Origin of the sequence: Clostridium luticellarii (genome assembly GCF_002995845.1) — a bacterium.
GTDB lineage: Bacteria > Bacillota > Clostridia > Clostridiales > Clostridiaceae > Clostridium_B > Clostridium_B luticellarii.
This window is the reverse complement of the sequence record NZ_PVXP01000089.1, coordinates 1-11032: the sequence shown is the minus strand read 5'-3', so window position 1 is coordinate 11032 and position 11032 is coordinate 1. Positions and strand designations below refer to the sequence as shown.

Below are 11032 nucleotides of genomic sequence, written 5' to 3'. Positions count from 1 at the left end.
ATATTTATATTTTATTTACTTTTACATTCATTTTGCCTCTATGCCCTTATATCTAAAGCTTTTTACATAACACATCAAAAAAATATTCATTTAACTTATTATTGACTTTTGCATATTTTGGTAGTATATTAACTTTAGATGGAATTTCATAAGAAATTTGTAAAATGTTTTATAAAATCATGTTGACTTTTAATGTAATTTTTGCTATTATTTAATTGTAGTTATGTCGAATTATGGTATTAAAGGAGGAAAACACAAATGAAATCTACAGGTGTTGTTCGAAGAGTGGACGAGCTAGGAAGAATTGTAATTCCTATAGAATTAAGAAGAACTTTAGACATTGCCGAAAAGGATGCCTTAGAAATATATGTTGATGGTGAACAAATTATATTAAAAAAATATGAACCAGCATGTATTTTCTGTGGTGATGCCAGAGATGTAATAAACTATAGAGGCAAGAATATCTGTAAAAAATGTTTACAGGAGTTACGAGAAGGTAAATAATATTTATCAGAAGGACTGATATAAAATTTTTATATCAGTCCTTTTAATTTCTACTTTTCAGCTTCCATTTATAACTATAAATACAAAAAAAGACATAGTTAAACTTTGTAGAATAATACTTAAATTTAACTATGTATGTATATTTTTTATTCAAATATGTCTAAATTTTAAAATACGGTAAATACTTATCATATTCTATGGATTATTTAACTCTTCTTCCACCGCTGAAGTCTGATCTGTTGCTTAAGCTTGCTATTTTTACAACATCTCCAGTTTTAGGTGCATTAATAAAAGAGTCTCCACCTACATATATTCCTACATGATATGCTGGTGAACCGAAAAATACCAAATCACCAGGCTGAAGCTCACTTCTCGAAACTGCTACTCCAACATTTTGCTGTGCCTGCGAAGTTCTTGGAAGATTGACTCCAAAATGAGCATATACATATTGAACTAACCCTGAACAATCAAATCCTGACGGTGAAGTTCCTCCCCAAACATAGGGAACCCCTAAAAAGTTTGAAGCATATGCCACTATTGAATCCGATGACACTGATGTACTTCCACCTCTTGAAATACTCTGATTAGAACTTGTAATTCTCGGTGCTGCATTTCTAATCTGTTGTACATTATTTGCTGCTGAAGCAATTACTTTTGAAGTTTCCTTATCAGCTACTGCAAGTTCCTTTTCTTTAGCATCTAAAGACGTTATTAAAGCGGTCTGACTATTTTTGTCACTGTTAAGCTTGGACAATTTTTTTTCACTGTCAGACTTTAATGCCAAAAGCTTGTCATTTTGGTTATTAAGTTTTTGTTTCTGAGCAGATAAATCTTCTTTTTTATCTGTTAAATTCGATATAACGCCCTTGTCATATCCCATTACCTTTGCTACATTATCTAACCTAGATATAAAATCACTTACATTATCAGCATTTAGTACTACAGCCAAATAACTATCCATACCATTTATGTACATGGCTTTTACTCTTTGATTAAATACTTTCTGCTGGCTCTTTATATCCTTTTCCGTCGATTCTATATTTGTCTGCGTGCTTTTTATATTATCAGAAACTTTGCTAATGTCTTTTTTTGCATCATCAATTTGCTGCATAACTTGTACTATTTCGCCATTTAATTTTTCAACTTTAATCTCCAAATCTTGTTTTTGCTGTTTAACTTCTGCCAATGAACTAGAACTGCTTGGCGCCGCAAAAACGCTTGTCCCTGTTGACAATGCCAGTGTTATAGCCATCGCAACAGATAAGGTTTTTCTATTCAATTTATCTACCTCCTACTAAATATAATATTAAAGTTCCCCCTCCAAATAATATATCTGGACTCCAAAATAATAAATTTAAAACAACACCATAAAAAGTGTAATCTTAAATTTAAAAATAGCACAGATCTATTATAGCATTAAACCATACAACATCTCAACGCCTATATCAAATTTTCATCAAAAATATTAGAATTTTTTAATGGAGTAAGACTATTTATTGATAATTTAATAATTATCAGGCATTTTTATTGATAATATTGTAATTGCATTTCCCCTTGTTTTGACTTTATTTTTATTTATTGCAAATTAATAGAATGAGAATATATCTCAGATTTAGAAACATTTCTATCCTTAGCTACTTTTTTTACCGATTCCTTTTTGCTCAATCCTACATCCATATACATCTTTATATGTTCTTCTATAGACAAATTTATCCATTTTCTCTTTTTTTCTTCTAAAAATTCCTCTTCACTTTTACCCTCTACCACAATAACAAATTCTCCCCTTATATTACTATCATCATTTTCATAATAGCTTACCATTTCCTCTAAAGTACTTCTTAATATTTCTTCATGAATCTTAGTAAGTTCCCTGCAAATAGCCATATGCCTATTTCCTAAAACATCCCTTAATAATTTCAAAGTATTTAACAATCTATGAGGAGCCTCATAAAATATCAATGTCTCTCTTCTCTCAGCTATGTCTTCAAGAGCAGCTCTCCTGCTCTTAGCATCCCTGGGTAAAAAGCCAAGAAAAATGAACCTTGAATTATCAATCCCCGAATAAACTAACGCTGTAGTCACCGCAGTGGCTCCTGGAATCACTTCAAAATCCACTCCATATTTTATGCAGTTACGTACCATAACGGCTCCAGGATCCGATATGCCCGGAGTTCCAGCATCACTTATTAAGGCTATGTTATCTCCATCTCTTAGTTTTTTTATAAGCTCTATACTTTTTTCATTCTCATTGTATTTATGATAACTCACAAGCGGCTTTTTTATATTGAAATGATTTAATAATTTCAAGCTGTGTCTTGTATCCTCAGCAGCTATTAAATCCACACTTTTAAGTACCTCTAATCCGCGTAATGTTATATCCTGAAGATTTCCTATAGGAGTTGCCACCAAAAAAAGCTTTCCCATTATATATCATCTCCTTTTCACTATCTTCCATATATTCTATTTATTTCATCCGTATAATTTCCATCTAGCTGATGTACATATATAGGTGCACCCCACTTCAAAAAATGTCCTCCATTATTCTGTCCTTCTATAAGCACCATGTTAGGAGCCTTGTTTAAACTCGGATGAACCATTCTTACAAACTTAGGTTCAATTTTATATTTTCTCATAATACATATGGCATCTGCAAATCTATCTGGCCTATGTATCATGTAAAATTTTCCATTATCCTTTAAAACGGTTTTAGCAGCTTTTACAACATCCTCAAGCTCACAGAAAATTTCATGCCTGGCAATAGCATCTTTACTTTTCAAATTTATGATCCCCGAATTCTTCAGCTTATAAGGCGGGTTTACCGTAACCACATCAACCTTTGGCAGAGTTTTTAAATATTCCAGATCCTTTAAATCTTTATGGACAAACTCCACCTTTTCCTGTACATTATTTAATTGCACGGATCTATTGGCCATCTCCACCATATCCTCTTGTATCTCTATTCCCATTATTTTACTGGCAGAGGTTTTTCCCACTAATATGAAAGGGATTATACCAGTACCGCTGCATAAATCCAATACACTTGCATTTCTCTTTATATCCGCAAAATTAGCTAGTAAAACCGCATCTACTCCAAATCTAAAAGCATCCTTTTTTTGAATTACGTATAATCCCTTTAACTGCAGATCATCTAAGGTCTCACCCTCTTTTAAAAAATCACCATCCAATTTAATACCTCATTTCTAATTTAAATCACAGCTTTTATTCGATATTTATAATTATGATTTAAATATATATCCTTGTCAATCGGCTGCTTTTAAAATATGTCAACACAAAAAATCCCTAGATAAACATTCCAGGGAATAATGAACTCCATTCTAATTTTTCTGACTGCTTTTTATATCTTCACCAGTTTTCGAAGATTTTGTACTAGAAGAACTATTGTCCTCAACTGCATTGAATTTACTGTTAAGTATTATTATATCAACTCTTCTGTTTTTAGCTTTTCCCGCTTCACTAGAGTTATCTGCGATAGGCCTATATTCACCATATCCAATTGCAGAAAGCTTTTGAGGTTGAATACCAGATTTCATTATGAGAAACTCAGTTACATTAGATGCCCTATCGCAGGACAATTTCCAATTTGAGGAATACTCATCATTGCTAATAGGTACATTATCTGTATGGCCTTCTATTCTGATATAATTTCCCAATTGATTTAAAATCTTACCCATTTCTGTAAGTTCTTGTTGGAATTCAGGTCTTATATCCGCTTTTCCTGTATCAAACAGCAGGGTATCATTCATACTTATTACCAGGCCTCTTTCATCTATAGAAGTGGAAACATTTTTGCTCATTCCATTTTCCTGCAGATACTTATCCACCTTTTTCTTCAATTCCTCTAACTTTTTTTCTTCATCTTGACTGGAATCCAACTCATCCATTTGTGTCACATCATTCTTGATACTGGAATTATTGTCTTCGCCTATTATGGTTTTTCCTCCACCCATAGCTATACTGAGAGACTCGGAGAGCTGTTTATATTTAGTTTGATCTACTTGACTCATGGAATACATGACAATAAAAAATATCATAAGCAGTGTTATCAAATCAGAGTAAGTCAGCATCCACCTAAGACCATCTGGTTTTTTATCTGATTTCTTCTTTTTCATAGCTCAGCCTTCCCATCTATTGATTCATACTTTAATAATTCTTCTTTGTTTAAGAAACTTTTTAATTTTTCAGCTATTGTATTAGGGTTTATTCCCTCTTGAATATAAAGTATTCCCTCAATAATAAGAGTTTTTTCTTTTACCTCTTTTTCATCTGCCTGTTTTAATCTGTTTGCTATAGGAAGCCATAAAAGATTGGCAGATCCAATACCATATAAAGTAGCCAAAAACGCCACTGCTATTTTAGGACCCAGAGTAGATGTATCTTCCAAATTTCCTAAAACATGAACCAATCCCATAACTGTACCTACAATACCCATGGTAGGTGCATATCCTCCCGCACTTTCAAATACATCAGAACCATTTTTGTGTCTCTCGGATGTAGAATCAAGTTCCAATTCCAATATGCTTCTGACAGCTTGAGGATCCACTCCGTCCACTACAAGTTGAAGACCTTTTTTTATAAAAGGATCCAAGTTTGGATCATTGGATATTTCACCTTCTAAACTCAATAGGCCATTTTTTCTCGTCTTATAGGATACATCTTTAAAATATGAAATTAATACTGGTAAATCTGTTTTTCTGGGACTAAAAAGAACCTTAAGCATTTTAGGAATTCTTTTTAATATATCCATAGGGAATGATAATCCTGTAGCACCAATCGTTCCTCCAAAAACTATTACGGCCGCGGTAGCTCCTAAAAGTGCTGTTGCTTGTCCGCCTTCCATCATATAACCAGCCACTACCGAAATAATCCCTAAAAACAAAAATATAATAACAGATATATCCATTTTCTCTCCTCCATCTAGTTAATTTGACTCTGACTTTTACCTTATATTTTCCATCTCTATATAAATATTCGTTTAAAATTTTATACTCTTTACCGATAAATATGATATTATATATGTTTAATTTATGTTAACTTTTTAACATAAATGGTGCACAAGCCTATCAGAATTTGCCAAACTGCTTGTCCAATTTAAAAAGACTACCATATTCTCTGGTAGTCTTTTTTTAATATTAATCCTCTTGAACTGGTGCTCCTACTGGGCAAACATTGGCACAGTTTCCACACTCTATACAGGTATCTGCATCTATTACAAATTGAGTATCTCCTTGGCTTATAGCGTCAACCGGGCATTCTGAAGCACATGATCCGCAGCTCACACAAGCATCTGTAATTTTATATGCCATTAAATTACACCTCCTTCAAAGTCTAACGTATTATTTTATATCATTCCTTGATATTCTATCACATTTATCCTTACTTTTAAAGACAATTTTATAATACCATATATCCCATATCCTCAAGACATTGAATTATTTTATCCTCCGTTACAAAATAATCATCATATATTACACTCACTTCTCTTTTTTCTTTATTTATCTGGAAAGCTATTATCCCCTCATTATTGGAAATACATTTTCTTATTTTATTCACATCTTTAGCAGTATACATATCAGAAATTTTAAATACAGATTTCATAAGCTTCCTCCTTAATCTTCCTTGAACAGCTGTTTAATTTCATCTGCATCTTGATTTTCTGGATCAATTTCCACTTCATCGTCATTTATACTGCCTTCAAATCCACCTGAAATCATTTCAATTTCATCTATAGGTATTTCTTTCAGCATATCTTCGCCGTCTTCACCCTTTATTTTTACTTTAATATTTTCTTTGACTACAGAATTACTCATAACTTCCCCTCTGCCATAAACAGTATTCACCACCGAACCTTTTTGGGGCAGCTTTTGTCTGATCCTCTCATAAGTATCCTGCTCATAATTCAAACAACACATAAGTCTTCCACATATGCCTGATATTTTAGTGGGATTTAAAGATAAATTTTGTTCTTTGGCCATTTTTATAGAGACAGGAACAAAATCTCCTAAAAATGTAGAACAGCACATGACCCTGCCGCAGGGTCCCAATCCACCTATCATTTTAGCTTCATCCCTTACCCCTATCTGTCTAAGTTCTATTCTAGTCCTGAATATGGAAGCAAGATCTTTCACCAATTCCCTAAAATCCACTCTTCCATCTGCAGTAAAATAAAATATCACTTTATTATTGTCAAATGTATATTCTACATCTATCAGTTTCATTTTTAAATTGTGTTGTTGTATCTTTTCTATACATATATCAAAAGCATCTTTTTCTTTTCTTTTATTCTCACCATATTTTTTTACATCATCTTCTGTAGCTATTCTTAAAACATTTTTAAGCGGCGGAACTATATCACTTTCATCTATATTTTTAGGTTTTATAACACATTTGCCAAATTCTATTCCTCTGGCGGTCTCCACTATTACATTATTCCCTTTTTGTATATTCAGATTATCCGGTGAAAAATAATATATTTTACCTGCCTTTTTAAAACGTACGCCTACCACCATTACCATATTTCATCTATACCTCCTGCATTTTCACCAACATAGAATCAAAAATTAAAGCCGGACTTACATTCCTCTCTAGCTTTTCTTTAGTATCCTTTATTATATTAATAATATCATTTAATTTATTAAATGAAAACATCTCACCCATAAGCTTTATATCTTCAAATTTATCCTTATTTATAATTAATTTTTCGCTGCCTGTCTCCTTATATATAAGTACATCCCGTATACATGACAATACACAGGTAAGTACTTCCTGCCACTGATCTCTTACGCCAAACAGATAATTGGAAAATTTTAAAGAAGAACTTAGATCTCTGTTATTTAATTGCTTAAGCATATCTGTAGCTACATCTCTCATCTCACGCAAAAAAGAATCTGAAATGAATTCTTCTGCTCTCCCCGGTATTCCATCACTAAAAGCTAAAACAGACCTTGCCTCTTCCTCAGATAGATTTGGAAATTTATTTTCTAAAAATAGGATCATATCCTTTTGACTCAACCTATTCAGCTTATAAATCTGACATCTGGATTTTATTGTATCCAAAATGCTCTCTAATTTTTCACATAAAAGTATCATAAAACTTCCTTCAGGTGGTTCCTCTACAGTTTTAAGCAGTGCATTTTGAGCTGTTTCTGTCATTTTATCAGAATTATATAATATTATTACCTTTTTATCACATTCATAAGGTTTTTTGTTTATCTCCTCAATTATATTTTTCACTTCTTCTATTCCAATAGATTTTTTGCCCTTAGGTACTTTAAATTTCACTATATCCACATATTGTCTGATTTCACTTTTACCCAGTACCTTCATAGCCATTTCTTCAGCAATCATACTCTTGCCTATACCATTTTCTCCTACCAAGATATGAGCATGTGAAAACCTGCCTAATTTTATGGAATTCGCTATCTGCAATTTTACACCTTGATGGCCTATTATTTTATAAAGGCTCACTAAATATTCCTCCCGTTAAATTCTTACGAATTTATCCACATCTACTACAAATATATTGGCACCTCCAACTTCCACTTCCACAGGATATGGCATATATACACCCGTGGAACTGGCAACAGATGAAGGAGTTGTTATAACTTGTTTCCTAGTTTTGCATACTTCCTCTATACGATCTATTACCTTCGATACATCCTTTTCCTCAACGCCTATCATCAAGGTAGTGTTACCTGCCTTTAAAAAGCCTCCCGTAGTGGCAAGTTTAGTTACTCCAAATCCACTCTCTGTAAGAGTCTCTAATAAATTACCAGCATCATCATCTTGAACAATCGCTATAATTAATTTCATAAAGGCATCTTCCTCCTATTTATTTTATTCTAGGCTGACTTCTCATTTTTATATGATAATTATATCATAATTTTCTGATTCCTTATATCAACTAGTTATTAAGTCCATTAAAAATAAATGTGATATTCCCAGGATAAACTAATATATAACTGCTTTAATCTTATTATATTCCTAAATGTACCCATATATTTTATTTTATTATTTTTTTTATAAAACAATATATGGATTTATGAATTTCATCAACATTTCTTATTCTTCCATCTTCTACACAGGGAATTCTGCTCCAATCATATTTTTTAGCAACATACAGTGAATTCTTATATGATTTAATCAAATAGTCCCAGTCTCCTTCATGTATATCCTTATCTGAAGTTCCTGTAAATTTATTATCTCTATGCATTATAAGCTGTCTGCTGCATCCCGGAGGCATATCCAAAAATATTACACAATCAGGTATTGGGAGACCAAATATATTGAATTCAAAATTCCACAGCCATTCCAAAAATTTATTTTTCTCTCCAATATCATCAATTTTAGAGGCTTGATGTATCATATTTGCCGTGGTATATCTATCTGCCAATACTATTCCGCCTTTTTCATAAAACTCTTTCCAATTCATCTTATAGGATGCAAATCTATCCACCCCATAAAAGGTAGAAGCTACATATGCATTTACATCTTCAGGATTTTTTCCAAAATCCCCATTTAAATACATCTTGATCAATGCAGAAGACTGACTGGCATAATCGGGATATTCCACCTTTTTTACATTGTATTTTTCATTTAGAAGCTTTTCATAAAGCATTTTTGTCTGTGTGGCCTTACCGCTTCCATCACATCCTTCTATAACTATAAGTTTTCCTCTCAATGATTTCATGCAATTTCCCCCAAAAATCTATTTTATCCCATAGTCAGCATTGCTAAAGTATAGTACGATAAGCAACACTCAACTTGCAGATAATTTTTTCACAAAATATCATTTTAAAACTTTTATTTTATTATCTTTTACCCCTATTAAATCTGGTACGCTTTTCGCATAGTATTCTATAATTTTTGCAACATCTTTATTTATCAATTCTCCCGCAAGCACTATTGGAACCCCCGGAGGATATGGTATTACATTTACACCACTTATTCTATTTATGCAATTCTTCAAATCCACCATCTGTTTTTCTGCATTCAAGACCTCATATGGCAAAATTCTGATTTCAGGTATTTCATATTCCATTAAATCCATTCTCTTATATTTAAGCTGTTTCAGATTGCAATTTTTCAATTCATGGCACAATTTTTCATATTCTTCTTCCTGGTTGAAGGGTGAAAAAATAAGTATTACATTGGAACTATCACTCATTTCACATTGTATACCTGTTTTTCTCAGATAATTCGAAAGTAAATTTCCACTGTGATCTTTATCCAAATTTATAATATATCTGGTCAAATCTATATTCCATATACCTGGAAGTATATTTTTCTCTTTAACACATTCACTATTGAATTTTGATATGTCCTCTCTCCCAATTACACTGAATCCCTCCATAGAATTAACTTTATTCCTATAATACTGATTTCTTCTAATAAGCTCTCCATAATCCCTGTGCCCGTATTTTTCCAAGTAGAACCTCGCATAATCCATAGAACACAGGGATATATAGGAAGGACTTGTACTTGAAAACGCATCAAAGTAAAAATCTACTTTATCAATATCTCTTTCATTGTTGACGTGTAGATAGGCACTTTGAGTCAAACTGCACAAAGTCTTATGAGCACTTGTAACTACCATATCCGCTCCTAATTTAACCGCACTTTCCGGTAAATCCGGATGAACTCCAAAATGAGCCCCATGAGCACAGTCAACCAGTACCTTCATATTGTATTTCTTAGCCTCTTTTATTATAAATTTCAGATTGCTGCATAGTCCATAATAATTGGGATATGTAATTACAACACCTTTTGCATCTGTATTTTTTCTTATAACTTGTAAAAAATGCTCCAAATTTATAGCAGCAGGAGCATTTAATCTTTTACTTATAATATTTTTTAAATATACAGGATTCAGCTTCCTCATAATTATAGCATTAAGTATGGAATTATGGCAGTTTCTCTCTACTAAAATCTTATCACCTTCATTAAAACTGCTAAATAGCATTATCATATTTCCGGAGGTACTGCCATTAACTAAGAAATAAGATTTCTTACTTCCGTAAAAATCTCTAAGACGCTCACTAGCATCTAATATTATACCTTTTTGATTATGAAGATTGTCTACCCCATTTACTTCTGTAATATCAAACTTTAAAATATTGTCTGCAAATTCCCTTCCTATAGAAGTATTATAAAATCCCTTCCCATTTTTATGTCCGGGCATACAAAATGATATATTATTCTCTCTAATATATTTTAAAATTCCATCTAAAAGTGGTAATTCTGGCAATGCAATGTCTCTCCTCTTATTATATAATGTACTATAGTTTTTCTTATTCTCTTTCTATAATAATCGTAAAAATCTAAATTATTTTCCAGATTTATCAGTCTCTCTTCACAACAAGAACAAATTCCTCTGCCATATATTATTATACCATTACTCAAAGGCTTTCCACATATGATACAATATTTTTTTTTCATTCATATCCTCCTAGCAAGTCCTATTTATGAATTAATAAAGTAATTTTATTATTTAAATTCTTACCTTTTAATG

Annotated in this window: 14 protein-coding genes; 1 reads left to right on the top strand and 13 read right to left on the bottom strand. The window is 32.1% G+C overall.

The window, feature by feature from the left end:
* The first annotated feature begins 258 nt into the window (after positions 1-258).
* The gene (locus CLLU_RS16755) at positions 259-504 is read left to right on the top strand and encodes an AbrB/MazE/SpoVT family DNA-binding domain-containing protein (protein ID WP_106010916.1); all 246 of its coding nucleotides are present in this window, start codon (positions 259-261) and stop codon (positions 502-504) included.
* 202 nt (positions 505-706) lie between these two features.
* Here CLLU_RS16755 and CLLU_RS16750 read toward each other — a convergent pair whose 3' ends face one another.
* The 13 genes from CLLU_RS16750 to CLLU_RS16690 all read right to left on the bottom strand — a co-directional run bounded on the left by CLLU_RS16750 (position 707) and on the right by CLLU_RS16690 (position 10959).
* Complete coding sequence (locus CLLU_RS16750) at positions 707-1783, bottom strand: C40 family peptidase (protein WP_106010915.1); 1077 nt, start codon at positions 1781-1783, stop codon at positions 707-709.
* Between the two features lie 296 nt (positions 1784-2079).
* Positions 2080-2928, bottom strand: a complete 849-nt coding sequence (rsmI, locus tag CLLU_RS16745) for a 16S rRNA (cytidine(1402)-2'-O)-methyltransferase (protein ID WP_106010914.1) — start codon at positions 2926-2928, stop codon at positions 2080-2082.
* 20 nt (positions 2929-2948) lie between these two features.
* Positions 2949-3689 (bottom strand): tRNA1(Val) (adenine(37)-N6)-methyltransferase, encoded by a 741-nt coding sequence (locus CLLU_RS16740; protein WP_106010913.1) that lies wholly within the window; start codon positions 3687-3689, stop codon positions 2949-2951.
* A 150-nt stretch (positions 3690-3839) separates the two neighbouring features.
* Entirely contained in the window at positions 3840-4634 is a 795-nt protein-coding gene (locus CLLU_RS16735; RefSeq protein WP_106010912.1) for an OmpA/MotB family protein, read from the bottom strand.
* Positions 4631-5425: a flagellar motor protein gene (locus CLLU_RS16730; protein ID WP_106010911.1), complete on the bottom strand. Its 795-nt coding sequence runs from the start codon at positions 5423-5425 to the stop codon at positions 4631-4633. Before CLLU_RS16730 ends, CLLU_RS16735 begins: the two co-directional genes overlap by 4 nt.
* A 229-nt stretch (positions 5426-5654) precedes the next feature.
* Positions 5655-5828 (bottom strand): DUF362 domain-containing protein, encoded by a 174-nt coding sequence (locus CLLU_RS16725; protein WP_106010910.1) that lies wholly within the window; start codon positions 5826-5828, stop codon positions 5655-5657.
* 88 nt (positions 5829-5916) lie between these two features.
* Complete coding sequence (locus tag CLLU_RS16720; RefSeq protein WP_106010909.1) at positions 5917-6120, bottom strand: heavy-metal-associated domain-containing protein; 204 nt, start codon at positions 6118-6120, stop codon at positions 5917-5919.
* 11 nt (positions 6121-6131) lie between these two features.
* The gene (locus CLLU_RS16715; RefSeq protein WP_106010908.1) at positions 6132-7037 is read right to left on the bottom strand and encodes a PSP1 domain-containing protein; all 906 of its coding nucleotides are present in this window, start codon (positions 7035-7037) and stop codon (positions 6132-6134) included.
* A gap of 7 nt (positions 7038-7044) precedes the next feature.
* The gene (locus tag CLLU_RS16710) at positions 7045-7989 is read right to left on the bottom strand and encodes a DNA polymerase III subunit delta' (RefSeq protein ID WP_106010907.1); all 945 of its coding nucleotides are present in this window, start codon (positions 7987-7989) and stop codon (positions 7045-7047) included.
* A gap of 15 nt (positions 7990-8004) precedes the next feature.
* A complete protein-coding gene (locus CLLU_RS16705; RefSeq protein ID WP_106010906.1) occupies positions 8005-8334 on the bottom strand; it encodes a cyclic-di-AMP receptor in 330 nt (109 codons plus the stop codon).
* A gap of 190 nt (positions 8335-8524) precedes the next feature.
* A complete protein-coding gene (locus CLLU_RS16700; protein WP_106010905.1) occupies positions 8525-9211 on the bottom strand; it encodes a dTMP kinase in 687 nt (228 codons plus the stop codon).
* Between the two features lie 99 nt (positions 9212-9310).
* Positions 9311-10768 carry an aminotransferase class I/II-fold pyridoxal phosphate-dependent enzyme gene (locus tag CLLU_RS16695; RefSeq protein ID WP_106010904.1) on the bottom strand — a complete coding sequence of 486 codons (1458 nt, stop codon included), beginning with the start codon at positions 10766-10768 and terminating at the stop codon, positions 9311-9313.
* Positions 10747-10959, bottom strand: a complete 213-nt coding sequence (locus tag CLLU_RS16690; RefSeq protein WP_106010903.1) for a sigma factor G inhibitor Gin — start codon at positions 10957-10959, stop codon at positions 10747-10749. Before CLLU_RS16690 ends, CLLU_RS16695 begins: the two co-directional genes overlap by 22 nt.
* Positions 10960-11032 lie beyond the last annotated feature (73 nt).

Excerpts from the sequence above, each read along its gene's own strand:
- CLLU_RS16690 (WP_106010903.1), bottom strand. The coding sequence starts at position 10,959 with ATGAAAAAAAAATATTGTATCATATGTGGAAAGCCTTTGAGTAATGGT.
- CLLU_RS16720 (WP_106010909.1), bottom strand. The coding sequence starts at position 6,120 with ATGAAATCTGTATTTAAAATTTCTGATATGTATACTGCTAAAGATGTG.
- CLLU_RS16730 (WP_106010911.1), bottom strand. The coding sequence starts at position 5,425 with ATGGATATATCTGTTATTATATTTTTGTTTTTAGGGATTATTTCGGTA.
- CLLU_RS16755 (WP_106010916.1), top strand. The coding sequence starts at position 259 with ATGAAATCTACAGGTGTTGTTCGAAGAGTGGACGAGCTAGGAAGAATT.
- CLLU_RS16700 (WP_106010905.1), bottom strand. The coding sequence starts at position 9,211 with ATGAAATCATTGAGAGGAAAACTTATAGTTATAGAAGGATGTGATGGA.
- CLLU_RS16735 (WP_106010912.1), bottom strand. The coding sequence starts at position 4,634 with ATGAAAAAGAAGAAATCAGATAAAAAACCAGATGGTCTTAGGTGGATG.
- CLLU_RS16715 (WP_106010908.1), bottom strand. The coding sequence starts at position 7,037 with ATGGTAATGGTGGTAGGCGTACGTTTTAAAAAGGCAGGTAAAATATAT.
- rsmI (WP_106010914.1), bottom strand. The coding sequence starts at position 2,928 with ATGGGAAAGCTTTTTTTGGTGGCAACTCCTATAGGAAATCTTCAGGAT.
- CLLU_RS16705 (WP_106010906.1), bottom strand. The coding sequence starts at position 8,334 with ATGAAATTAATTATAGCGATTGTTCAAGATGATGATGCTGGTAATTTA.
- CLLU_RS16725 (WP_106010910.1), bottom strand. The coding sequence starts at position 5,828 with ATGGCATATAAAATTACAGATGCTTGTGTGAGCTGCGGATCATGTGCT.